The 23,719-nt window shown below is 65.2% G+C and carries 17 protein-coding genes; 8 read left to right on the top strand and 9 right to left on the bottom strand.

Annotated features, from left to right (window positions below; genetic code table 11):
* Positions 1–152: 152 nt before the first annotated feature.
* Together edd and eda are read left to right on the top strand one after the other, a co-directional pair.
* Positions 153–1,955, top strand: coding sequence for a phosphogluconate dehydratase (gene edd / locus C0V72_RS12130; RefSeq protein WP_101794407.1), 1,803 nt, complete (start codon positions 153–155; stop codon positions 1,953–1,955).
* A 3-nt stretch (positions 1,956–1,958) separates the two neighbouring features.
* Positions 1,959–2,567: a bifunctional 4-hydroxy-2-oxoglutarate aldolase/2-dehydro-3-deoxy-phosphogluconate aldolase gene (gene eda / locus C0V72_RS12135; RefSeq protein WP_101794408.1), complete on the top strand. Its 609-nt coding sequence runs from the start codon at positions 1,959–1,961 to the stop codon at positions 2,565–2,567.
* A 23-nt stretch (positions 2,568–2,590) separates the two neighbouring features.
* Here the strand turns inward: eda and C0V72_RS12140 are convergent, their stop codons facing one another.
* The 3 genes from C0V72_RS12140 to C0V72_RS12150 all read right to left on the bottom strand — a co-directional run bounded on the left by C0V72_RS12140 (position 2,591) and on the right by C0V72_RS12150 (position 7,097).
* Positions 2,591–3,451 (bottom strand): ROK family protein, encoded by an 861-nt coding sequence (locus C0V72_RS12140; protein WP_101794409.1) that lies wholly within the window; start codon positions 3,449–3,451, stop codon positions 2,591–2,593.
* Positions 3,451–4,533: a glycoside hydrolase family 68 protein gene (locus C0V72_RS12145; RefSeq protein ID WP_101794410.1), complete on the bottom strand. Its 1,083-nt coding sequence runs from the start codon at positions 4,531–4,533 to the stop codon at positions 3,451–3,453. Before C0V72_RS12145 ends, C0V72_RS12140 begins: the two co-directional genes overlap by 1 nt.
* Before the next feature lie 98 nt (positions 4,534–4,631).
* Positions 4,632–7,097: a TonB-dependent receptor domain-containing protein gene (locus C0V72_RS12150; RefSeq protein WP_101794435.1), complete on the bottom strand. Its 2,466-nt coding sequence runs from the start codon at positions 7,095–7,097 to the stop codon at positions 4,632–4,634.
* A 177-nt stretch (positions 7,098–7,274) separates the two neighbouring features.
* Here C0V72_RS12150 and C0V72_RS12155 point away from each other — a divergent pair, with 177 nt between their 5' ends.
* From C0V72_RS12155 to C0V72_RS12170, 4 genes are all read left to right on the top strand, one after another.
* Entirely contained in the window at positions 7,275–8,603 is a 1,329-nt protein-coding gene (locus tag C0V72_RS12155) for an MFS transporter (protein WP_101794411.1), read from the top strand.
* A gap of 2 nt (positions 8,604–8,605) precedes the next feature.
* Positions 8,606–9,631, top strand: coding sequence for a LacI family DNA-binding transcriptional regulator (locus C0V72_RS12160; protein ID WP_101794412.1), 1,026 nt, complete (start codon positions 8,606–8,608; stop codon positions 9,629–9,631).
* Between the two features lie 50 nt (positions 9,632–9,681).
* Positions 9,682–9,942 carry a hypothetical protein gene (locus tag C0V72_RS12165; RefSeq protein WP_101794413.1) on the top strand — a complete coding sequence of 87 codons (261 nt, stop codon included), beginning with the start codon at positions 9,682–9,684 and terminating at the stop codon, positions 9,940–9,942.
* A gap of 175 nt (positions 9,943–10,117) precedes the next feature.
* The gene (locus C0V72_RS12170) at positions 10,118–11,905 is read left to right on the top strand and encodes a DEAD/DEAH box helicase (protein ID WP_101794414.1); all 1,788 of its coding nucleotides are present in this window, start codon (positions 10,118–10,120) and stop codon (positions 11,903–11,905) included.
* 75 nt (positions 11,906–11,980) lie between these two features.
* On the opposite strand, the gene C0V72_RS12175 is transcribed toward C0V72_RS12170, so the two are convergent.
* The 6 genes from C0V72_RS12175 to C0V72_RS12200 all read right to left on the bottom strand — a co-directional run bounded on the left by C0V72_RS12175 (position 11,981) and on the right by C0V72_RS12200 (position 19,808).
* Positions 11,981–13,111 (bottom strand): acyl-CoA dehydrogenase family protein, encoded by a 1,131-nt coding sequence (locus C0V72_RS12175; protein ID WP_101794415.1) that lies wholly within the window; start codon positions 13,109–13,111, stop codon positions 11,981–11,983.
* Positions 13,112–13,134: 23 nt separating this feature from the next.
* Positions 13,135–14,331 (bottom strand): acyl-CoA dehydrogenase family protein, encoded by a 1,197-nt coding sequence (locus tag C0V72_RS12180; protein ID WP_101794416.1) that lies wholly within the window; start codon positions 14,329–14,331, stop codon positions 13,135–13,137.
* 315 nt (positions 14,332–14,646) lie between these two features.
* Positions 14,647–15,738: an LLM class flavin-dependent oxidoreductase gene (locus C0V72_RS12185; protein WP_101794417.1), complete on the bottom strand. Its 1,092-nt coding sequence runs from the start codon at positions 15,736–15,738 to the stop codon at positions 14,647–14,649.
* 150 nt (positions 15,739–15,888) lie between these two features.
* Positions 15,889–16,803: an aldo/keto reductase gene (locus tag C0V72_RS12190; protein WP_101794418.1), complete on the bottom strand. Its 915-nt coding sequence runs from the start codon at positions 16,801–16,803 to the stop codon at positions 15,889–15,891.
* Positions 16,804–17,814, bottom strand: coding sequence for a LacI family DNA-binding transcriptional regulator (locus C0V72_RS12195; RefSeq protein WP_101794419.1), 1,011 nt, complete (start codon positions 17,812–17,814; stop codon positions 16,804–16,806).
* The gene (locus C0V72_RS12200; RefSeq protein ID WP_101794436.1) at positions 17,811–19,808 is read right to left on the bottom strand and encodes an alpha-glucosidase; all 1,998 of its coding nucleotides are present in this window, start codon (positions 19,806–19,808) and stop codon (positions 17,811–17,813) included. The genes C0V72_RS12195 and C0V72_RS12200 overlap by 4 nt, the downstream gene beginning before the upstream one ends.
* A gap of 164 nt (positions 19,809–19,972) precedes the next feature.
* Here C0V72_RS12200 and C0V72_RS12205 point away from each other — a divergent pair, with 164 nt between their 5' ends.
* Together C0V72_RS12205 and C0V72_RS12210 are read left to right on the top strand one after the other, a co-directional pair.
* Positions 19,973–22,285 (top strand): TonB-dependent receptor, encoded by a 2,313-nt coding sequence (locus C0V72_RS12205; RefSeq protein ID WP_101794420.1) that lies wholly within the window; start codon positions 19,973–19,975, stop codon positions 22,283–22,285.
* Between the two features lie 106 nt (positions 22,286–22,391).
* Positions 22,392–23,654 carry an MFS transporter gene (locus C0V72_RS12210; RefSeq protein ID WP_101794421.1) on the top strand — a complete coding sequence of 421 codons (1,263 nt, stop codon included), beginning with the start codon at positions 22,392–22,394 and terminating at the stop codon, positions 23,652–23,654.
* Positions 23,655–23,719: the final 65 nt, after the last annotated feature.

Below are 23,719 nucleotides of genomic sequence, written 5' to 3' on the forward strand. Positions count from 1 at the left end.
CCGGCGGCCCGGGGCTTGCGTCCGCGCCGCCCCCCCCCCCCCCCCCCGGGGCGGGGGCCCCCCCGTCCGGTGGGGGGCGGGGCGCGCGGCGTTCGCCCCTCCACCCCGACCCTGCGGGTCGCGGTCCCCCTCCCCTTGCAGGGGAGGATCGAATGAACGACACCCTCCACAAGGTGACGCAGCGGGTGATCGAGCGATCGAAGCCCACCCGCAGCGCCTATCTCGACCTCATCCGCCGCGAAGGCGACAATATGGGCGAGCGCAATGCGGTGTCGTGCTCGAACCTCGCCCACGCCTATGCCGGCGCGCTGGACGATCAGGCGGCGCTGGTTTCGGGGCGCGGGGCGAATATCGGGATCGTCACCAGCTACAATGATATGCTGTCGGCCCACCAGCCCTATGGCCGTTACCCCGACCGGCTGAAGATCTACGCCCGCGAAATCGGCGCCACCGCGCAGGTCGCGGGCGGCACCCCGGCGATGTGCGACGGAGTGACGCAGGGCGAAACGGGCATGGAGCTGTCGTTGTTCAGCCGCGACGTGATCGCGCTGTCGGCGGCGGTGGCTTTGAGCCACGCGATGTATGACGGCGCGCTGATGCTCGGCATCTGCGACAAGATCGTCCCCGGATTGCTGATGGGTGCGCTGCGCTTCGGTCACCTGCCGACCATCTTCGTGCCCAGCGGCCCGATGCCGACCGGTATCCCGAACAAGGAAAAGCAGCGCGTCCGCCAGCTCTATGCCGAAGGCAAGGCGACCCGCGCCGAACTCCTCGCCAGCGAGATGGCGAGCTACCACTCGCCCGGCACCTGCACCTTCTTCGGCACGGCCAATTCGAACCAGATGATGATGGAGATGATGGGCCTGCACATTCCGGGCAGCGCCTTCATCCAGCCCGGCACGCAGTTGCGGCAGGCACTTGACCGTGAGGCGGTGCACCGCGTCGCGGCGCTGGGGCGCAAGGGTGACGATTACCGCCCGCTCGGCCTGTGTGTGGACGAGAAGGCGGTGATCAACGCGGCCGTCGGCCTGCTGGCCACCGGAGGCTCGACCAACCATGCGATCCACCTGCCCGCCATGGCGCGCGCGGCCGGGGTGATCTTCGACTGGGACGACCTTTCCGAACTATCCCACGCCGTCCCGCTGATCGCGCAGGTCTATCCCAATGGCTCGGGCGATGTGAACAACTTCCACAACGCCGGCGGCATGGGCTATGTCATTGGCGAACTGCTGGAGGCGGGTCTGGCTCACCCCGACATTCTCACCGTGGGACGCGGCGATTTCTCCGACTATGCCCGCGAACCGGGGCTTGAGGGCGACGAACTCGTCTGGCGCGAGGTTGGCCCCAGCATGGACGACACCATGCTCCGCCCGGTCAGCAATCCCTTCAAGCCCGATGGCGGGATGCGGTTGCTGCAAGGCAACCTTGGGCGGGCGTGCTTCAAGACCTCGGCGGTCGACGAAAGCCGCTGGACGATCGAAGCGCCCTGCCGCGTGTTCGAGGATCAGGCGAGCGTCGCGGCCGCCTTCAAGGCTGGCGAGCTTGACCGCGATGTGGTCGTCGTCGTCCGCTTTCAGGGACCGCGCGCCAATGGGATGCCCGAACTCCACAAGCTGACCCCGGCGCTGGGCGTTTTGCAGGACCGCGGGTTCAAGGTCGCGCTGGTCACCGATGGCCGCATGTCGGGCGCGTCCGGCAAGGTGCCCGCCGCGATCCACTGCACCCCCGAAGCGCTTGGCGGCGGGCCACTGGCGCGGCTGCGCGATGGCGACATCGTGCGGGTCTGCGCGGTCACCGGCGATCTCAACACCGATGCTGATCTGACGAACCGGGAACCTGCGCTCGATCCGATTGCAGACAGCGGGACGGGCCGTGAATTGTTCGGCATGATGCGCCGCTTCGCTGACGGAGCCGAACAAGGCGCGAGTGCGATGCTGGCAACCGGAGGAATGTAAACCATGACGATCGACACCATTATGCGCGTGGCCCCGGTCATTCCGGTCATCGTGATCGACGATGTCGCCCACGCTGTCCCGCTGGCCCAGGCGCTGGTGGCAGGCGGCCTCCGGGTGCTGGAAGTCACCTTGCGCACCCCCGCCGCTTTGCCTGCGATTGCCGCGATGAAGCAGGTGTCCGGCGCGATTGTCGGGGCAGGCACCGTCACCAACCAGCGCGAGCTTGACGCAGCGCTGGATGCGGGCGCCGAGTTCATCGTGTCGCCGGGCCTCACCGAACCGCTTGGCAAGGCCGCGATTGCGGCAGGCGTGCCCTTCCTCCCCGGCATTGCCAATGCGGGCGATATCATGCGCGGGCTGGATCTGGGGTTGGACCGGTTCAAGTTCTTTCCGGCGATGGCATCGGGCGGCCTTCCGACCTTGAAGGCGCTGTCCGGCCCGTTCAGCCAGTGCCGGTTTTGTCCCACCGGCGGGATCGTAAAGAACAATGCTGCCGAATGGCTCGCGTTCGATCCGATCTTGTGTGTCGGCGGCAGCTGGGTCGCACCCCGCGGCGCGCCGGACACGGCCCTGATCGAACAGCTCGCGCGCGAGGCTTGCGCCCTTCGTTAGGGGTTGCTCGCCAGCAGCCCGGCTCAGGCCTTTGCGGCAGCCTCGGCCAGCATCATGGCCCCGACAATCCCGGAATCGCCGCCCAGCCGCGGGCGGATGATCCGGTGGCGCGCGCTGCCGGGCAGGTAGCCTGCATCAAGCGCGCGGGCGCGGGCCGCCACCTGTTCGACCAGCCCTGCCGTTTGCGCCACGCCGCCGCCGATCACGATTTCCTCCACCGCCACGCTGGCGAACAGCGTGTGGCAGGCCTGCGCGATGTAATCGGCAATAATGGCGTGGCCCGGATGATCGGCGGGCAATTGCGAAAGCGATGCGCCCCAGCGCGCAAGGATGGCCGGACCGCTGGCAAGGCCTTCGAGACAATCGCCGTGATGCGGGCAAATGCCGGCAAATTCGCGGTCTTGCGGATGCCGCCGCGGGAAGATGTGGCCGACCTCGGGATGGGCGATGCCGTGCACCGGCTGGCCATCCAGCACCAACCCGCCGCCGATCCCGGTGCCGATGGTGAGATAAGCAAGGCTGCCGCCGATCGCGCCGGACGCGGCGTGTTCAGCCAGCGCTGCCCCGTTCACATCGGTATCGAAGCCAACGGGCGCGCCCAGTTCGCCGCCAAGATAGCCGGCAATATCGCAGTTCGCCCAGCCCGGTTTGGGGGTGGTCGTGATAAACCCCCAGCGCGGTGCGGTGCGATCAAGTTCGACCGGGCCAAAACTGCCGATGCCGATGGCCGCAAGGGCACCGTGTCCCGCCAGCCATTCTGCCGCTTCCGCCAATGTCGTCGCCGGATCGCGGGTGGCAATGGTATGGCGCGCGGTGATCCGGCCGGGCGACGGGCCGACCGCCAGCACGAACTTGGTCCCGCCCGCCTCGACCCCGCCCAACATCAACCGGCAGCCTCAGGATCAAGCGCGAGCACCCGCGTGTGTTCACCCTCCAGCGCCAGCCGCAGCAGCGGCGCTGGCACCCCGCCAAAGCTGCCGTCGGGCATGACATCGACAAAACTGCACACGGTCAGCCCGGCATCGACAAACCAGCTATAGGTCTGCTGGGGGCGATCAGCCGGGTTGGCGAGCACCAGCCCAGTGCCGTTCAAAGGCCGCCAGGGGCCTGCCATGCTGTCTGCCACCATCCCGTACAGCCCCCCCGGCGCATGGCGCAGATCGGGCGCAAAGGTCGCGCTCTGCGTCGACCAGAAGGCGTAGTAGTGTTGGCCGTGAAACACCAGATGCGCCCGCTCCAGCTCGTTATTCACGCCCTCTGCATGGAGGCAAGGCGGGGACAAGACCCACCCCGAAGCGGCCTTGCGCGCGATGCCGAACGCGCCGTTAAACGCGCTGTCAGAACCGGCGAGCGATGCGGTGAAGGCGAGGTATTCGGCGCCATCGGCAGGATCGCGGAAATAGGCCGGATCGCGGAAGGCCTTGATCGTGCCGGGTGCGCCTTCGTGGGCGTCGGCGGGCATGTAATGCGGGCCATAGCCGGTCACCAGCGGTGCCGGAGGCGACCAGTCGGCAGGCCAGCCATCCGCGCCCAGCCGCGCACTGGCTGACCACAATTCCTGCTGGTAGCCGCCCGCCCGCTCAGCGGTGCCCGCGGCGGTGAAGAACAGCGTGAGGACGCCGTCATCAAGCAACGCGCAGCCTGCCCATTCGCGTTCATAGGGCACATCGAAATCGGGCAAGACCGGGCCGAGATCGTGCCAACCGCCGCGTCGTTCGATCCAGTGGATCTTCGCCTCGAAATGGCGCAGCGCCGGATCACCGCGGTCAGGCGCGGTCAGCGCCATCCACAGCTCGCGTCCTGCCAGCGGGGCAAGCCGGCCCTGCGCATCCTGCACCGGCCACATGTCCCAATACAGCCGGGCCGAATCGAGGCCAGACCGGTCAGCCGTTGTCACCGCCGGTATCAGCACAGCGGCCGCCGGATCAATCCGGCGCACGTGTTCGGCTCTCCAGGCGCTCGTCATGGCAGAAATCTATCCCTTGTCATGATGCACAAAAACAGGCTGGCCGCCAAAGGGAGGGGGGGAGGTGCGGCGGCCAGCCTGCATGCTTCGGTCAGGTTCTAGAAATCGAACCGGACCGATGCGAGCACTGTCCGCCCGGCAATCGAGCGTGCCCGCACAATGCCATTGGCGGGAATCGAACCTTCTTCAGCCTCGGTAAAGCCGGTGCTGTTGAACAGGTTCTGCGCGTTCAACCCCAGTTCGACCCGATCGATCGGACGGAAGGCGAGGAAGGCGTTCACCTGCGCAAAGGCGGGCAGGATCAGATCATTATTGTCCTGCGTGAAGCTTTCGGACGTGCCGACGACATTGGCCCCCAGCGTGAACTGGTCGGCGTCATACTGCGCGGTGGCCTGATAGACGAAGTCTGCCTGACGGCGCGGGGTGTTGCCGATGAAGGCGGCTCGGCCGGGGTCGGTGTCCTTGATCTCGGCATCGGTCCAGGTCGCGCCAGCCGACAGCGAGAACGGTCCCGTGCGGTATGAACCTTCCAGTTCGATCCCGTAGGCTTCGTAATCGTTGTTGAAGACGCGGTTGGGCAGTTCGATGTTGTTTTCGTTGGTCTTGGCAAAGAACCCGGTGGCATAAAGCGCCACGCCGCCCGACTGGTATTTTACGCCTGCTTCAAGCTGATCGACGGTGGCGATCACGCCCGAATCCCCGCCCGGCAGGCCACCGGTCTGCGCGCTGACCGCAGGGCTGAACAGCGAACGGTCAGCCGTGTGGCGGCCGCCCTGACTGTAGCGGGCGAAGATCCCCAGATCATCGGTGACGAGGTAGTTGGCCCCCAGCGAGAAGCTGAAGTAATCGTAGGTGTAGTTCACCGGGCGGGCATTGCCGAGCGGCAGGATCGCGGTCTGCGCCTCAGCCGGGTTGATTGCGCCATTGCCATCAAAATCGAAGCTGCCGATCCCGACGCCGAAGCCGCTGTCCGACCCCGTGATGGTCCCGCTGGCATCGCCGAAGTCGTACCGGATCGAGGCATCAAGCGTCAGCTGGCCTGTCTGCACCGAAAGCGAGGCGAAGGGCGCATAGGTGCTGTAATCGACATCATAGCTGCGGCGGCAGCAATTGCCGAAGAAGTTGGCGCTGTAGGCCGCTGTGCCGTTTTGCGTGACGGTCTGTCCGGCTGCATTGCGGATGTCGACCAGCACCGCCTGCCCATCGCCGGCAACCGTCTGCACATGGCTGGTCCACAGCCAGTCGGTATCGACCGTTTGGCGCGAAAGGTAGAAGCCGGTGGTGAAGTTGGCTGTCCCGCTGCCGAAGTCGAACTGCTTGTTGACGCGGAAATCATTGGTGACGTTGTCGAGGCTGTTCAGCCGGACATTGAACACCACGACATTGGCCAGCAGGCCGTTGCCGCCGATGGTCGCCGGGGTGGCGACCTGACCGGAATTGGGGCCGCTGGCAAAGACGATGCTCGACCCTGCCCCGCCTATGCCGTTGGCAATGGTCTGCGCTGCGCCGGCTTCTGCCGGGAAAGGCGAGAGGAAGCCGCCCGAATTGTCCGAAAAGCGGAAGCGGTTGGTCAGCGTCCAGCCGCTGCCCACGTCGAACTCGCTTTCAATCCCGAACGCCTTGGACTGAACCGACAGGCCATCGCGGAAATCGAAGCTGGTGGGATTGTTGTTCCCGTCAAGCGTGCGCACCGGGGTGAGGAACGGGCTGTAAAGCGAATCGGTGCGCGGATCGAAGCCGGCAATCGCCTGATAATCAGGATTGCCGCCCGTGCCCGTCACCCGCACCGGCTGGGGCAGGATGGTGGGGGTGCGGTCATCGAGATACTTGGCCGAAAAGCGGATATAGCCGCTGTCAAATTCCTTGGTGATGTTGGCCTTGATCTGGCCGCCGTCATAGCCGTTATAGCCGATATCGCGCGGGCCTTCGCCGGTGCGATAGAAGCCGCCGACGTGGAAATAGAGGTCATCGGCGAGCGGCGCGCCGTAATCGAAATCGAGCCGGTAGCTTTCGAAATCGAGACCGACGCTGCCCTGGATCGCGCCGCCTTCCTGCTCGCCGGTCTTGGAGATGAAGTTGATCACCGCGCCCGGCGCGTTGGAGGCAAAGGTCGAGGCCGAACCGCCGCGCACCGCTTCGACGCGGGCGACCGAACGATCGGCGCGCAGGAAGTTGTCGGCATTGCCGAACACGATATCGCCGAATTCGAGGATCGGCAGGCCATCTTCCTGAAGCTGGACATAACGCCCGCCCCCGGTGGAAACGGGAATACCGCGCACTGCGATATTGGCGTTGCCTTCCCCACCCGAAGCTTCGGAACGGATGCCGGGGATCTGGCGGATAAGGTCTGCGGCCGAGGGCGCTGCAAGGTTGGTGATCGCTTCAGCGCCGATCGTGCTGACCGAAACGGAACTTTCGATCCGGTTCTGCCCGCGAGCAACGGCGGTGACGATGATTTCTTCGCCTTCAGCGGCCGAATCAGTGGCGGCATCCTGCGCGAGCGCGGGGGCGGCCATCAACACGGGGAAAGCGACACTGGCGCAAAGCGCGAAACGCAATTTCATGGCTGTTCTCCTCTCAGGTTCGCGCTTCTGCGGCGCTGACAGCATGCGGCCTAATCGTCCTGCAAACGATTGCAACAAGATTTTTGCAATCGTTTGCAAGTCACGCCGAATCATGTCACTTCTTGGCCACAGCGCAGGATATAAGGCGCAAGGTACGGGACTGGGATGAGGCATCATATGTCGGAAAAGCCGCGGCTTTCACTGCCGAGAATCATTGAAATGAACATTGGCTTTTTCGGCCTCCAGTTCAGTTTCGGGCTGCAACAGGCCAATATGGGGCCGATTTACGGCTTCCTGGGTGCGGACGAGGCATCGATGCCGCTGTTGTGGCTGGCAGGGCCAATGACCGGCCTCATCATCCAACCGATTGTCGGCGCGATGAGCGACCGCACGAACACCCGCCTTGGCCGCCGCACCCCCTATTTTCTGATCGGCGCTATCATCTGCACGCTGGGCCTGCTGGCCATGCCCTATTCGAGCGCACTGTGGATGGCAGCCTCGCTCCTGTGGATTCTGGACGCGGGCAACAACATTACGATGGAGCCCTACCGCGCCTATGTGGCCGACCGGCTGGCGCCCGACCAACGCTCCACCGGGTTCCTGACCCAAAGCGCCTTTACCGGGCTTGCGCAAACGCTGTCCTATCTGGCCCCCAGCCTGCTGACCGCGTTTGTGGCGCGCGATGTGCTTGATGCCAATGGCATCCCGGTGATCGTGCGGATCGCCTTCATCATCGGCGCAATCCTGTCGATCTCGACCATCGTGTGGTCGGTGTGGCGGGTGCGTGAATTGCCGCTGACCCCGGAGGAGGAGGCTGACCTCATCGCCAAGCCGCTGACCGCGCGGGCCACCTTTGCCGAAATCGCCGCGGCAATCCGCGAAATGCCGCGCCCGATGCGCCAGCTGGCAGGCGCGATGCTGTGCCAGTGGTATGCGATGTTTGCCTATTGGCAATACATCACCTTTGCGGTTGGCCGCAGCATCTATGGCACCAGCGATCCGGCGAGCGCCCTGTTCCGCGAAGCAACCCTGACCACCCAGCAGGCCGGCGCGCTGTATAACTTCATCGCCTTCCTCGGCGCGCTGGTGCTGATTCCGGTGGTACGGCGCTTTGGCGCGCGCCATGTCCACGCCGTGTGCCTTGCCGCGTCCGGCGCGGCGATGCTGATGATTCCGGGCGCTGCGACCCCTGCCGCGCTGTTCGTACTGATGCTGGGAATCGGCATCGGCTGGGCGGGGATGATGGGGAACACTTACGTGATGCTCGCCGATTGTATCCCCCCGGCGCGCAACGGCATTTACATGGGCATCTTCAATCTGTTCATCGTCATTCCGATGCTGATCCAGACGCTCACCATGCCGCTGATCTACCGACCGCTGCTGGGCGGCGATCCGCGCCATGTGCTGATGCTGGGTGGAGCCTTGATGCTGGCAGGCGCTCTGGCTACGCTGCTGGTGGATGCGGGGCACAGGCAACCGCGCACGCAAGGGCTGGCGACAAGCTGACAATGGACGAGGACAACGCCGCGCGCGTCATGGTGCGCAATATCACCGATCTGGCGCGGCTGGCCGGGGTTTCGCCCGGCACGGTCAGCCGCGCGCTGGCAGGCAAGAGCCTCGTCAACGCCAAGACCCGCGCCCGGATCGAGGCGCTGGCGCGCGAACACGGTTTTCGCCCCAATCAGATGGCAAGCGGGCTGCGCCGCCAGAAGACCGGCGTGATCGGGGTCGTGATCCCGCTGGGCCATGACAGCCGCCAGCAGATTTCCGACAGCTTCTTCATGACCCTGCTCGGCCACCTCGCGGATGAACTGACCCGCGAAGGGTATGACCTGATGCTGCGCCGGGTGGTGCCGGAAAACGATGCCGACTGGCTCGACCGGTTTATCGGTTCGGGCATGATCGACGGGGTGATCGTAATCGGCCAGTCCGACCAGTTCGACCGGATCGAGGATGTTGCCGATGGTTACGGCCCGATGGTGGTGTGGGGCAACCACACCGAAGGCCAGCAGCATTGCGTGGTTGGCACTGATAACCGGCTGGGCGGCAGGCTGGCGGCGGAGCGCCTGATCGCAGCCGGTGCGACGCGTCTCGCCTTCCTTGGCGATACCACCGCCATCGAATTCGCCGCGCGGTTTGCCGGCGCGCAGGATATTGCCGCCCGGATGGGCCTGCCGCCGATCATCACGCTGCCCACCCACCTGTCGCCCGACCGTGCGAGCGAGGAGATCGCCTGCCACCTCAGCCAGCACACCAGCACCATCGACGGGATCTTTGCCGCGACCGATACGCTCGCCGCGCTGTGTCTTACCGAATTGCGGGATCAGGGCATCGCCGTGCCTGAGGCGATGAAACTGGTGGGCTTTGATGACCTGCCGATCGCCCGCCAGACCGTGCCGCCGCTCACCACCGTGCGGCAGGATATTGCGGCCGGCGCGCGGGGCCTTGTCGATTTGCTGCTGCGGCGGCTGGCGGGGGAAAAGACCGAAAGCCTCGTCCTGCCGCCCGAACTGATGGTGCGCGCCACAGCCTGACGCGCTGCGCCCGGTAGGCAAACGCGCCGGCGTGCGATAGGGAGGCGAGCATGGACATGGCTGACCTTCTGCAACGCTATTTCGGCACCCGCGATCTGGCCGCCGTGTCCCCTGCCGCCCTGCCCGACGGAGTGGAGCGCATGCGGGTCGATTTCGGCATGACGCAGGACCGCGGGCAGCGCTTTGCCTTGTGGAGCCTGCTCATGGTGCTGGGCGATGCGCCCGATCTCGATGTCGCCTTTGCCGAGGAGGAAGACCGCGAGGCGGCGCGCAATCTGATGGACATGCTGGCCGCCGCCGGACCAGAATAGGTATAGCGCGGCACGCGCGCGATTTTACCGCAAGCCAAACACCCCGAAACTGTGTAAGGGACCCTGACCGACGCTCTGCGCGAGGTGGCCTTGCGGCCCGATCCGCGCCCCGCCGTCCCCCTTGTCTTCCCGCTGGCCCCCTGTGGCAGCGCCCTTGCCTGAAAGCCTTCTCCCCATGCCATTTCCCCATATTGCCGCTGGCCTCGCCGAGGCCTTGGCCACACGCGGCTATGAAACGCTCACCCCCGTGCAGTCCGCCGTGGTCGAGCCTGAAGCCCACGGGCGCGACCTTGTCGTCTCGGCGCAGACCGGCTCGGGCAAGACGGTCGCTTTCGGCCTCGCTTTTGCCGATCAGGTGCTGGACGAAGACGGCCGCGTGCGCCGCGCCTCCGGCCCGCTGGCGCTGGTCATTGCCCCGACCCGCGAATTGGCGCTGCAAGTCGCGCGCGAACTGGACTGGCTCTACAAGTCGGCAGGCGCGCGCATCGCCACCTGTGTGGGCGGCATGAACCCGCAGGTCGAACGCCGCGCATTGGCGGGCGGCGTCAGCATCGTGGTCGGCACACCGGGCCGCTTGCGCGATCACCTGGAACGCGGCGCGCTCGACCTGTCGGCGCTGTCAGCAGTGGTGCTCGATGAAGCGGACGAAATGCTCGACATGGGCTTCCGCGAAGAGCTGGAGGAAATCCTCGAAGCGACGCCGGAAGGCCGCCGCGTACTGATGTTCTCGGCCACCATGCCCCGCCCGATCGAAGCGCTGGCGCGCCGTTACCAGACCAATGCGCTCAGGATCGAAACCAAGGGCGCCGAACGCGGGCATGGCGATATTGCCTATCAGGCGGTGATGGTCACGCCATCGGAAATCGAGAACGCCGTGGTCAATCTGCTGCGTTTCCACGAGGCGGAAACCGCGATTTTGTTCTGCGCCACCCGCGACAATGTGCGCCACTTGCACGCGACCTTGCAGGAACGCGGGTTCGGCGTGGTTGCGCTGTCCGGCGAACATTCGCAGCAGGAACGCAACCAGGCGCTGCAAGCCCTGCGCGATCGCCGCGCCCGCGTGTGCGTGGCGACGGACGTTGCCGCGCGCGGGATCGACCTGCCCAGCCTCAGCCTTGTGGTGCACGTGGAGATTCCCCGCGATGCCGAAACGCTCCAGCACCGTTCGGGCCGCACCGGGCGCGCGGGCAAGAAGGGCATTGCCGCGATCATCGTCCCCTATCCGCGCCGCAAGCGGGTGGAATCGATGCTCCACCATGCCAAGATCAATGCCGAATGGATTACCGCGCCGGGGCGTGAGGATATCATCGCGCAAGACCGGGTGCGGCTGCTCGACAAGCTGATGCAGCCGGTTGAAGTCACCGATGGTGACCGCGAGCTGGCGGACAAGCTGCTCGAAACCAAAAGCCCGCAGGAAATCGCAGCGATGCTGGTGCAGGCGCACCGCGCCTCGATGCCGGAGCCCGAAGAACTGCTCGCCCAGTCGGTCGAAGCCCAGCGCGCGGCTCAAAAGGACCGTCACCGCGAAGGGTTTGAAGACACCGTGTGGTTCAAGATGGACATCGGCCGCCGCCAGAATGCGGAAGCACGCTGGATCATGCCGCTGATCTGCCGCCGCGGGCATATCACCCGCAACGAAATCGGCGCGATCCGCATTGCGCAGACCGAAACCTTCTTCCAGATCCCCCGCACCATCGCCGGCAAGTTCGCCGAAGCGGTCGCGGCGACCGCGGGGAGCGAGGAAAATGGCGGCTATGTCGCCATCCAGCAGTCGAATGAGCCGCCGCGCATGGCCGCGCGCGAAAACGCCAGGCGGGGCAAGCCCAACGGCCCCGCCCCGCAGCGCACCTTCAAGCCCAAGCCTGTTGGCCCCGGCGGCGCTGGTGGCCCCGGCGGCAAGCCGAAGCATTTCGCCAAGAAGCCCGGCGGGGGCTTCAAGGGCAAGCCCAAGGGCCGCGATTAAGGCTGAGGCCCGAACACGAAAAAGCCCCGCTCTCGCCATCACGAGAGCGGGGCTTTTTCATTCCCGGCAGGCTGTTCAGCCCAGCGCGACGTGGCGCTTCATGTGATGGTCGACATTGCCGAACTCGCTGTCGAAGATCGTCAGCCGCTTGAAATAGTGGCCGATCGCATATTCGTCAGTCACGCCGTTGCCGCCGTGAATCTGCACCGCTTCCTGCCCGATCAGCCGGGCCGATTGGCCCACCCCAACCTTCGCCGCCGATACCGTGCGCTTGCGCTCAGCCTCGCCTGAATCCAGCCGCAGCGTGGCGAGATAGGTCAGTGACACAGCGGTTTCATAGGCCGTGTACATATCGACCATGCGGTGCTGGAGCACCTGGAAGCTGCCGATCGGCACGCCGAACTGCTTGCGCTGGCGGCTGTATTCGACCGTCATCGCGTGGGCGACTTTCATCGCCCCGCAGGCTTCGGCGCACAGGGCGGCGATAGCTTCGTCGGTGACGAGCTCGATCAGCCCCAGCCCTTCGCCTTCCGCGCCGATCAGCGCGTCAGCACCGACCGCGACGTTTTCGAAATAGACCTCCGCTGCGCGGCGGCCGTCGACCGTCACATAATCGCGGGTGGTGATCCCGGCGGTGTCCTTGGCGACCACAAACACTGAAACGCCCGAGCGATCCCGGCGCTCACCGCCGGTGCGGGCGGTGACGATCAGGTGGCTGGCCCAAGGCGCGCCGATCACGACCGCCTTGTGGCCGTTCAGCACATAGCCTGCGCCGTCCTTCTTCGCGGTGGTTTCCAAGTCGGCATAGTCGAACCGGCCGCGCGGTTCGGCATAGGCGAAGGCGAAGACGGAAGACCCCGCGACGATCCCGCCGATATGCTCTTCCTTCTGCGCCGCGGTGCCGCCGTGCTTCAGGAAGCCGCCTGCGCAGACCACTGTGGGGACGAAGGGCTCGACCACGAGGCCTTTGCCGAACTCTTCCATGATGACCATCGCATCAACGGCGCCGCCGCCAAAGCCGCCATCGGCTTCGCTGAACGGCATCCCGAGAATGCCGAGCTCGGCCAGCTGCGCCCACACTTCGGGCCGCCAGCCTGCGGACGAGGCAATTGCCTTGCGCCGGGTTTCCCAGTCGTACTGTTCACGCACCAGCCGTGACAGGCCGTCACGGACCATGTCCTGCTCTTCAGTGAAATTGAAATCCACGTATTCTCTCCCGTCCGCGCGCCTTACAGGCCGAGGATCATCTTGGTGATGATGTTGCGCTGAATTTCGTTCGACCCGCCATAGATCGAGGTCTTGCGCATGTTGAAATAGGTCGCCGCCGCATGCTGGGCGTGGGCCGGGCCGACGGCATACTCGTTCGATCCGGTATCATTGGCGATGCTGCCGTAATAGGGCGCGCTGTAGGTGCCGACGGCTTCCAGCGTGAGTTCGGTGAGGCGCTGCTGGATTTCGGTGCCCTTGATCTTGAGGATCGAGCTTTCCGGCCCCGGCCCCTTGCCCGCCTGCTCGCCCGCAAGGGTGCGCAGTTCGGTGATTTCCAGCGCGGCGAGATCGATTTCGAGCTGGCTCACCTTCTTGGCGAAGTCGAAGTCCTTGATGAGCGGCGCACCATCGAGCGTCTCGTTCGCGGCGATCTCGCGCAACTTTTCAACGCCGCGCTTCGAGCGGGCGACGCCGGCGATGCCAGAGCGTTCATGGGCGAGCAGGAATTTGGCATAGGTCCAGCCCTTGTTCTCAACCCCGACGAGGTTTTCGACCGGGACGCGCACGTCGGTCAGCCAGGTTTCGTTGACCTCGTAGCCGCCATCGAGCAGCTTGATCGGCTTCACTTCCACGCCCGGGGTCTTCATGTCGACGAGGATGAAGCTGATGCCTTCCTGCGCCTTGGCGGTCGGATCGGTGCGGCACAGGAAGAAGCCCCAATCGGCGTGCTGGGCCAACGTGGTCCAGGTCTTCTGGCCGTTGATGACGTAGTGATCGCCGTCCCGCACAGCGGTGGTCTTGAGGCTGGCAAGATCCGAACCCGCGCCCGGTTCCGAGTAACCCTGACACCACCACACTTCGCCGCTGCGGATGCCGGGCAGGTGCTTGGCCTTCTGTTCTTCGTTGCCGAAGGTGTAGATCACCGGGCCGACCATCGAGACGCCAAAGGGCAGCGGCATGAAGGTGTTAGCGCGGGCGTTTTCTTCTGACCAGATGTAACGCTGGGTCGGGGTCCAGCCGGTGCCGCCGTACTCCACCGGCCATGCGGGCACGGACCAGCCCTTCGCGCCCAGGATCTTGTGCCAGGCGACCATTTCCTCGCGCGTCATGTCCTCGCGCATGCCGAAATCGCCCAATTCCTTGGGGTGGTTTTCGGCGATGAAGGCGCGGACTTCGTCGCGGAAGGCCTGTTCTTCGGGGGTGAATTCGAGGTTCATGGCGTGCTCTCTCCAGCAGATGATCTGTGCTTTGCGATACGCTTTGTCATGCCCGGCGGACGCGGAAAAGAGGCAATTGTACAGGGCCGCGTCGCCGTAGCGGCAAGCAGCCGGTCGGAAGCCGCGCGGGCGGGCCACAGGGGCGACGAATCGCTGGATCGCCGCTCCGTCATCCCGCGTTTGCGAAGCAGAACCCCGGCCCGCCAACGGACGGGCCGCGAGCGCACGCGCGCGAGCCGCAGGCGATCAGGCCCGCAGGGCCTGATGCTCGCCGAGGACTGCGCGCCGGAGGGCGTGCAGCAAACAAGAATCGTCTTACATCTCCAGCGGGCCGTGCTGGATATGCGGCAGCACATGGCGGGCGAACAGATCGGCCTCCTGTGCGTGGGGATAGCCCGACAGGATGAAGGCCTCGATCCCCTCGGCCTGATAGGCACGCAGCTTGGCGAGCACCTGGTCGGGCGTACCGACAATCGCCGCGCCGCAGCCGGAACGCGCGCGGCCGATGCCGGTCCACAGGTTCTCTTCGACAAAGCCATCGCCATCCGCCGCGCCGCGCAATTCCTGCTGGCGCTGGACGCCGTAGTTCTTGGCGTCGAGGCTCTTTTCGCGGATCGCCCGGCCCGCCTCGTCGTCCAGCTTGGACAGCAGGCGGTCGGCATAGTGGCGCGCTTCGTCCTCGGTTTCGCGCACGATCACGTGGACGCGGTAGCCGAACTTGAGCGTGCGCCCGTAATTGGCGGCGCGCGCCTTCAGATCGGCGATGTTCTCGCGGACCTTGTCCATGGTGTCAGGCCACATCAGATAGACATCCGCCGCCTCGGCCGCGCACTCGCGCGCTTCATGGCTGAGGCCGCCGAAGTAGAACGGCGGACACTTGCCATTGAGCGTGGTGATGCGCGGCGGATCGAGTTTCAAATTGTAGAACTCGCCCTGAAAATCGAGGTGCTCGCCATTGAGCAACGTCTTGACGATCTTCATGATCTCGGTGCCGCGGCGGTAACGCGGGCCGCTCTCGATCTTTTCGCCCGGCATGTCCGAGGAGATGATGTTGACGTTGAGCCGCCCGCCGGTGCCAGCAGCATTCGGGCCGAGGATACGGTCGAGCGTTGCAATCCGGCGTGCCAGCTGCGGCGGCCAGTCCTCGCCCATGCGGGTCGCCCACAGCAGCTTGATGCGTTTCACCTGCGTCGCCACGGCGGCAGCGAAGATCGTGGTGTCGACGCCGAGCTGATAGCCCGAGGGCAGCAGGATATTGTCGAACCCGCCTTCTTCGGCGCGCAGCACGATATTGCGGCAATGCTCCCAGCTTGACGCGAGGTAGGGATCGGGGACGCCGAGAAACTCGTAATCGTCGTCACACAGCGCGGAAAACCACGCGATTTCGCATTGCTGCTGGTCAGTCATAGCTTCGTTCCCATCCCAATTTCCGTTCGCCCTGAGCTTGTCGAAGGGCCGTTCTTCACTTCGGGCCTCCCGTGCATCCTCAAGCAGGACGGTGGTTGGCCTTTGGCCCGCTTCGCGTCCGACAAGCTCAGCACGAACGGGGGTTGGTGGTTATGGCAAAGGCACGCCCCGCGCGGCGACCAGCACCGCGTACCATTCCGTCCGCGTCCAGCGCACCTTGAGCGCCTCGGCGCCTTCCGCGATCCGCTCGGCGTTCTGCGAGCCGATGATTGGAATGATCCCCGCCGGATGCGCCATCAGCCAGCTGTAGGCCGCGACCGTGCGCGAAATGCCTTGCGCGTTCGCCACCGCATCGAGCGCGGACGCCACCGCTATGTCGCGCACCGTCTCGGGCGCGGCCAGACGCCCGCCGCCCAAGGGCGACCATGCCAACGGGGTCAGGCCCAGCATCATCGCCTGATCCAGCTCGCCATTCTCGAAGCAATCGATCCGCAGCGGGCTGATCTCGGGCTGGGTTGTCACCAACTTGGTGCCGAGGAAGTGATTGAGCGCCGCCGTCTGTCCCTGCGTGAAGTTCGACACGCCGAGCGCCCTCACCTTGCCGCTCGCCACCGCATCATCCAGCACGCGGGCGGTTTCTTGCGGATGGGCGAGGATATCGGGACGGTGGATCTGCCACAGGTCCACGCTGTCAACCTGCAAACGGCGCAAGGAATCGTCGATCGCCTTGCGGAGGTAGTCGGCACTCTGATCGTAAGGCAGCGGCGGAAGAATGCCGCCCTTCGTCGCCAGCACCATGCGCCCGCGCAAGGCAGGCTCGGCGGCCAGCACCTCGCCCAGCAGCACTTCCGCATCGCCGAAGCCGCCGCTACCGTCGAAGCCATAAATATCGGCGGTGTCGAGGAAGGTGATGCCGGCATCCAGCGCCGCGTGCACCAGCTTGGCCGCGTCAGCGGCGGTGCGGCCATCCTCGGTCAGCCGCCACATTCCCCAGGCGATGGGGGAGACTTCGATGCCGCTCGCACCAAGGGCGCGGGTGGCAGGTGGCAGGGGCAGTTCACTCATCTAGGATTTCCTCATTGGGGAAGCGACCGAAGCACGCTCGACAAGGTCATGGGGCAGGCGCTTGTGGGTGATGCCCCCGCCCGCGATCAGGATTTGGGTGGCGGTGCGTGCCAGATCAGCCATCGGTTGGCGGATCGTGGTGAGCGGCGGCCAGACAGTGCGCGCCAGCGTGGTGTCATCGAAGCCTGCGACCGACAATTCGCCCGGCACATTCATTCCGCGATCATGCGCCACAGCCAGCACGCCGGCGGCCATATCGTCGTTGGACGCAAAGATTGCGGTGGGGCGCTCAGGCTGATCAAGCAGGGCCTTGGCGCCTGCCACCCCGCTGTCGAAATCGAATTCGCCATCGACCACAAGGCTAGGCTCGAACGGGATGCCCACCCGGTCCAAGGCGCGGCGGTATCCGAACAGGCGGTCGTCGGACGCCATGTGGTTGGTGTGGCCCTTGATGAACCCGATGCGGCGGTGGCCTGCGTTGATGAGATGCGTGGTCATGTCGTCGGCGGCCTGCGCGTCGTCCATGAACACGCTGGACGTCAGCGCATGATTGGTCCCCGGCGAAATCCGCACAAACGGCACGTCCATCCCTTCAAGCGCGCGCAGCACCGGATCGCAATCGGTGACCGGCGAAGACAGGATGATGCCGTCCACATGCGTCTCGCTCACCAGCCCGCGCACCTGATCGCCGACGCGCGGATCGGCCACATCAACCGGCTGCGCCAACAGGCGGATGCCGTTTTCCTGACACACCTCCCAGCAGCCCTTCTGGATCTGGAACATGTAATAGGGGCTGTGATTGTCATAGATCAGCGCGACCTGACCCGACTTTGCGCCCGACAGAATGCGCGCGGCGACCGAGGGGCGGTAATCGAGATCGGCCATCGCCTGTTCGACCCGCGCCCGCAGTTCAGCGCTGACATAGGGGTGACCGTTCATCACCCGGCTCACGGTCTTGACCGCCACGCCTGCGCGGGCGGCGACATCCTTGATATTCGCGCGGGTGTTCATGCGGCTACCCTTGCCAGGCTGGCGAACAGCGGGGCGAAGGCGCTGTGCGGGCGGTAAAAGACCGGGGGCTGGCCCATCGGGGCGGGCACATCGTGCCAGCCCGGCGCGTAATCCGCACCGCTCCATAAGTGTCGCCATTCGCCCGCAGGCAGATAGACCTTGCGCATTACCGCCCCCGCTTCGATCACTGGTGCCACCATCAGGTCGGCACCATAGAGGTACTGGTCCTGGATCGTGAAGGTCTCGGTATCATCGGGATGATGCATAAACAGCGCGCGCTGGGCAGGAAGGCCGGCGGCCTGCGCTTCGCTGACCAGATGCCGGACATAGGGGGCGAGCGCGGCGTGGACGCGGCTCCAGCGGATGAAGCCTTCGATCAGCTCGGCGCTGCTATCGATCTGGAGGTTGTCGTCCGGGCGGTTGCCTTCATGGGTGCGCATCACCGGGCTGAAAGCGCCCAGTTCATACCAGCGCAGCAGCAGTTCAGGCGTGCGGACATTGCCGAACAGGCTGGTGTATCCGCCGACATCCGAATGGCTGAAAGCATTGCCGACGAGGCCGGATGACAGCGCGGCAGTGATGACCGTGCCGATGCCGTCATGGCGGCTGAAATCGACCGACTGGTCGCCCGCCCACAGCAAGGGGCAATGGGCCTGCACGCCCGTGTGGCCTGCGCGCATGAACCACAGCACATCGCCCGTCCGGCCCCGCGAGGCGACGGCGCGGGCGTTGACCTCGGCCCAGCGCACCGGCCAGCGGTTGTGCTCCTGCATCGGATCGCCATCGAACAGGCGCAGGTCGGTGGGCAGATATTCGCCAAAATCCGCCATCCAGCCATCAAGCCCGAAATCGATCATCCGCTTGCCGATCACCTCTTCGGCGAACCAGTCGGCGGCGGCGGGGTTGGTGAAATCGACCACGCCTGCATAAAACTCTCCGAAATCGACGGCATAGGGTTCATCGCTGTCGAGACACTTGGCGAAAAAGCCCTTGGCCGCAGCCTCCGGGTAAAGCGGGCCATCAACCGCAAGATAGGGGTTCACATAGCCCAAAAAGCGGATGCCGCGCGCTTTCAGGGCGGCGATGCGGGCGGGCAGGTCGGGGTAACGATCCGCATTCCACTGCCAGTCCCAGAACAACCGGCGGCCAAAGCTGGTTTCGCGCACGCCGACCCAGTCTTCGCACCACAGGCCCGATACGGCGGCGCCCGCAGCGATCAGGGCGTCGAGCCGGTCAAAGCTCGCCTCGCCCTGCTTGAGGCCGACAACCGCCCCGCCCAGCGCCCATTCGGGCAGCGCAGGGCGCGGGCCGAAGCGGGCGGCGAGCTGGCGGGTCAGATCGGCAGGCTGGCCCTCGAACAGGTCGATCGCGACCTCGCCCGACCACACATGCACCCGCAGCCGCCCGGGCACAGTCGCATCAAGTTCGGCATATTCGGCATTGGCGAGGCTGATCGCCCAGCCGCCGGAACACAGCGCCGTGGGTTCGGGATAATTGGTCGTCCAGTAATCGCCGCCCGCGAACGATCCATCCGCGCTCGCCTGATCGGTGAGCGGGGTGCCAGGGTCGCGTCCCACGCCCGGCTCACTTGTCCAGATCGGGAATGTACGGCCATTCAGCGCAAGATAACTCATCTGCTCGCCCCCGCCCCACAGCACATCATCCGGAGCGAGCGTAAAGTCGAGCGTGACCCGGTCATGCCCGGTCAAGGCCGTAACCCAAAGCCGCGGTGCGTCTGGCGCAAGCCTGATTGCCGCTTTTGCGCTGCTGTCGTCGCTGGCCAGCACCCAGGCGCCTGCGCCATCAACTTCTGCAAGAGACAGTGGCCCTGCTGCAACAGCATCATCCGAAAGGCGGAAATTGCCGCGCACCATCGCCACCTGCGGCGCACCTGAAGCCACGGAAATTGCGGGTTGATCCGGCCGGTGACGCAGCACAATGCGCCCAGCCAGCGCCAGGTCAAATCCGCCATCACATGACGTCAGCCGCACCATTCCAGCCCCTGCTTCCTCCACCGGGCGACCCCATGGCCCTGTCTGACACCGCTTGACAGATCGCGGCGGAAAGCGCAACCCGACCCCCGAAAGATCGACCGCACGGGCGATGATCTTTGGTTTGCGCCCGAAAGAATCGATCATAATGCAGGGGAGAGTTCTCAATGTCCGCCACCACCCGAATTGCGCTCAAAGCGCTGGGCCTCAGCGCCAGCGCCTTGGCCCTTGTTGTCGCTGCGCCAGCCATGGCACAGGTCGAGGAAATCATCGTAACCTCACAAAAAGTTGAGGAAAATGTGCAGGATGTGCCGATTGCCATAACGGCAGTTTCAGGCGACCGGCTGCAACAGGCGGTGGTCTTCAGCCTCGAAAACATCAGCACCGTGATCCCCTCGGTCACCTTCCGCAAGGGTACCACCAGCGCTAACAGCGCGATCGTGATGCGCGGCGTCGGCACCATCAGCTTCTCGGTCGCGGCCGAACCCAGTGTGTCCACCGTTGTCGATGGCGTGGTGCTGTCGCGTTCGGGCCAGGCCTTCATGGACCTTGTCGATCTGGAGCGGCTCGAAGTGCTGCGCGGGCCGCAAGGTACGCTGTTCGGCCGCAACGCCTCGGCCGGCCTTGTCAACATCGTCTCCAAGGGCGGCACCGATACCTTGGAAGCCGAGGCCAATGCCGATTGGTTTGAAGGCGACGAATACCGTCTGCGCGCCGCGATTTCCGGTCCGCTGGGGGAAAACCTCAGCGCCCGGCTGACCGGCTTTTACGGCAGCTTTGATGGCAATATCACCAACATCAATGGCGGCCGCAACAACACCGTCAATGGTTACGAGCGCTATGGTGTGCGCGGGATCGTGGATTTTGACAACGGCCCCGGCAAGGTTCGTCTGATCGCCGACTACTACAAGGCCGATGATGATTGCTGCGCCGATGTGACCGGCGTCAGCCGCGGTAATGCGGCGCAGGATGCCGAGCTTGGCCTGCCCGGCGGCCCGGCTCAGGGCGAAGACCAGCGCTTCATCAACCACAACCTCGTCACCCGCACCCAAGACGAGCAGTGGAGCCTGACCGCCACCGGTGATTTCGAGATCAGCGACACCCACACGCTGAGCGCGGTGCTGGGCTATCGCAACTGGTTCAACCGCGAACTGCGCGAAGGCGACTTTATGCCGCGCGCGATCGTCGGCGTGGGCGAGCTGCACGATACCGGCGTGGTGCGGACCGAGCAGCTTTCAGCCGAAATCCGCATCGCGTCCGATCAGACCAAGCCGTTCTTCTATCAGGCCGGGGTCTTTGCCTGGCAGTCTGACAACACGCAGGATTTTACCCGCAACAATGTCACCTGCGCGACATCGACCCTGCCGGTTGCCGCCAGCGGGGCGCGGCCGTGCAACCTTGCCGACACCGTCAACACGCTGTTCCCCACCGCCACCTCGCGCAGCGAAGTGACCTCGCAGAACTTTGCTGTGTTCAGCCAGGCGACCTATCGCTTGACCGAGCAGCTGTCGCTGACGGGCGGCCTGCGCTACACGTGGGACGATCTCGAATTCACGCACACCCGCGCGCCGGGGGTGAACCGTACCACCGGTCTGCCGGCGACCGGGCCGGGCGTGGTGGCCAATCCTGCGGGCGGGTTGATCGCCAATGGCGGCAACGGCACCAACACTTCGGCCGGATCGACCACCAATGGCAACCTGTCGGGCCGGGCGGTGATCCAGTTCACGCCGAGCGACGACGTGATGCTCTATGGCTCGTACACCCGCGGCTACAAGGGTCCGGCCTTCAACGTGTTCTTCAACCACACCGCGCCGGGCAACGCGCGGCCCATCGACGAGGAACTGTCTGACAGCTTCGAAATCGGGGTGAAGTCGCAATTTGCCGACAACCGGGTGCAGCTGAACGTCGCCGCCTTCAGCGTTGAGTATGACGGGTTTCAGGCCAACAACTTCGTGCTGATCAACGGCGCGAACGTCTCCAACCTGACCAACGCGGGCACAGTGAAGAGCGAAGGGTTTGAAGCCGATCTGATCGTCAATCCGATCGACGGGCTGAACCTGCGCGCCAGCGGTGCTTATGCCGATGCGCGGATCAAGGAGTTCAACCCCAACCCGCTGACCAACGCGCCCAGCGCGATCAACGGCACGCAGCTGCCGCTGGCACCCAAGTTCGTCTATACGCTGGGCGGCGATTACACCGCCGATCTGGGCGATGCGGCGGTCTTGTATCTCAACACTGACTATCGCCACACCAGCCGCCAGTTTTCGGACCTCGGCAATGTCGGCCTGATCGATCCCTATGGCATCTGGAACGCCTCCATTGGCTTTTCCGACCCGGAAGACCGCTACCGCCTGACCTTCCACGTCCGCAACATCACCGATGACAGCTATGTGCTGCTCAACATCGAGAACGGGCGCCGTTTGCAGATCCCGCGCGATGCTGACCGCTATTTCGGCATCAGCCTGCGCGCGCGGATGTGATCGGCCGCTTGAAGCTGTAACCTGCTGACAGGGCCGCCGGAGCGATCCGGCGGCCCTTTTCGTGCCGCCCGCTTGCTCTGTTGCCTTCTTGCCGTAGGAACCCGTCATGGCTGCATCCCCATCACCCATCCCTGCGCGCCTGCGCTGGTCGCTGTTCACAGTGTTGTGCATCGCGGGCGTGTTCAACGCGATGGACCGCCCGATCATTGCGATCCTGAAGCCCGACACGATGGCCGATTTCGGCTGGAGCGACAGTGACTTCGGCGATCTGGCGGCGGTGACGCAGTTTTCCGCCGCCTTCGCTTTCCTGTTCACCGGCTGGCTGGTCGACCGGTTGGGGGTGAACCGTTCGATGCAGGTGGGCGCCGCGGCGTGGAGCCTGGCTGCGGTTGCGCATGGCTGGGCGCTGACGACGTGGCAGGTGGTGGCCGCCCGCGCCGGGCTTGGCGTGACCGAAGCGGTGCAAACCCCGCTCACGATCAAGACCGTGGCGAGCCTGTTTCCGCCCGATCAGCGCAGCTTTGCCTTTGGCTTTGCGACGATGCTGGCGGGTGCCGGGACCATCGCGATGCCCTTCATCATCCCGGCGCTGGCGCTCAGCGTCGGTTGGCGCGGGGCGCTGGTGGCGGGCGGGATCGGCGGTTTTGTGTCGCTGCTCGCCTGGATGTGGCTGGCGCGCGGGGTGGCCCAATTGCGCACACGCACAGCCGATGCCGCCACGCAACCGGCGGGCGGCGCGGACTACGGCCCGATCCTGATGAGCCGCGCGACATGGGGAATCGTGGTCGCCAAGGCTTTGTCGGACATGACGTGGTGGTTCATCAATTTCTGGCTGGCGGATTACTACCGCAAGGCGTTTGGCCTCACTACGCTGGAGCTGGCCGTGCCGCTGGGGATCGCCTTTGCCGGATCGGGTCTTGGCGCGCTGCTGGCAGGCTGGGTGTCGACCCGGCTGCTTGAACGCGGGGTCAGCCCCAACCGTGTGCGCAAGGGCGTGATGCTGGTTTCGGCCCTGCTGGTCGCGCCGCTGCCGGTGGTGCTGGGCTTCCATTCGTTCTGGCCGGTCGCCTGCATGATCGGCGTGGTGATGGCCGGGCATCAGGGCTTTTCGCTCTCGCTGTTTTCGACCATTACCGATGTTGTTCCGCAGACCAAGGTCGGGCGGGTGACCGCGTTTGGCGCGTTCATGGGGAATATGGGCGGGGTGGCGATTTCGCTGATTGCGGGGCGCGTGCTGGATGCAGGCTGGGGGTTTGTGCCCTTGTTTATCTTTGCCGCATCCTCCTATCTCGTCGCGTTGGCGTGGTTCCAGTGGCTGCTGCCCGATATTCGCCGCCCGGACGACAAGGCCGCAGGCCTGTTCGAATAACGCCCTGCGGTTGCAAAGGCGGGCAGCGCACAGTAAGAATGTGACACCGCAAGACAGAGGTGGGC

Source organism: Porphyrobacter sp. TH134 (genome assembly GCF_002855495.1).
Classification (GTDB): domain Bacteria; phylum Pseudomonadota; class Alphaproteobacteria; order Sphingomonadales; family Sphingomonadaceae; genus Erythrobacter.

Coding starts and splice junctions, on each gene's coding strand:
- C0V72_RS12205 (WP_101794420.1), top strand. CDS start 19,973: ATGTCCGCCACCACCCGAATTGCGCTCAAAGCGCTGGGCCTCAGCGCC.
- C0V72_RS12155 (WP_101794411.1), top strand. CDS start 7,275: ATGTCGGAAAAGCCGCGGCTTTCACTGCCGAGAATCATTGAAATGAAC.
- C0V72_RS12145 (WP_101794410.1), bottom strand. CDS start 4,533: ATGACGAGCGCCTGGAGAGCCGAACACGTGCGCCGGATTGATCCGGCG.
- C0V72_RS12165 (WP_101794413.1), top strand. CDS start 9,682: ATGGACATGGCTGACCTTCTGCAACGCTATTTCGGCACCCGCGATCTG.
- C0V72_RS12210 (WP_101794421.1), top strand. CDS start 22,392: ATGGCTGCATCCCCATCACCCATCCCTGCGCGCCTGCGCTGGTCGCTG.
- C0V72_RS12170 (WP_101794414.1), top strand. CDS start 10,118: ATGCCATTTCCCCATATTGCCGCTGGCCTCGCCGAGGCCTTGGCCACA.
- edd (WP_101794407.1), top strand. CDS start 153: ATGAACGACACCCTCCACAAGGTGACGCAGCGGGTGATCGAGCGATCG.
- C0V72_RS12160 (WP_101794412.1), top strand. CDS start 8,606: ATGGACGAGGACAACGCCGCGCGCGTCATGGTGCGCAATATCACCGAT.
- C0V72_RS12180 (WP_101794416.1), bottom strand. CDS start 14,331: ATGAACCTCGAATTCACCCCCGAAGAACAGGCCTTCCGCGACGAAGTC.
- C0V72_RS12185 (WP_101794417.1), bottom strand. CDS start 15,738: ATGACTGACCAGCAGCAATGCGAAATCGCGTGGTTTTCCGCGCTGTGT.
- eda (WP_101794408.1), top strand. CDS start 1,959: ATGACGATCGACACCATTATGCGCGTGGCCCCGGTCATTCCGGTCATC.
- C0V72_RS12195 (WP_101794419.1), bottom strand. CDS start 17,814: ATGAACACCCGCGCGAATATCAAGGATGTCGCCGCCCGCGCAGGCGTG.
- C0V72_RS12150 (WP_101794435.1), bottom strand. CDS start 7,097: ATGAAATTGCGTTTCGCGCTTTGCGCCAGTGTCGCTTTCCCCGTGTTG.
- C0V72_RS12200 (WP_101794436.1), bottom strand. CDS start 19,808: ATGGTGCGGCTGACGTCATGTGATGGCGGATTTGACCTGGCGCTGGCT.
- C0V72_RS12140 (WP_101794409.1), bottom strand. CDS start 3,451: ATGTTGGGCGGGGTCGAGGCGGGCGGGACCAAGTTCGTGCTGGCGGTC.
- C0V72_RS12190 (WP_101794418.1), bottom strand. CDS start 16,803: ATGAGTGAACTGCCCCTGCCACCTGCCACCCGCGCCCTTGGTGCGAGC.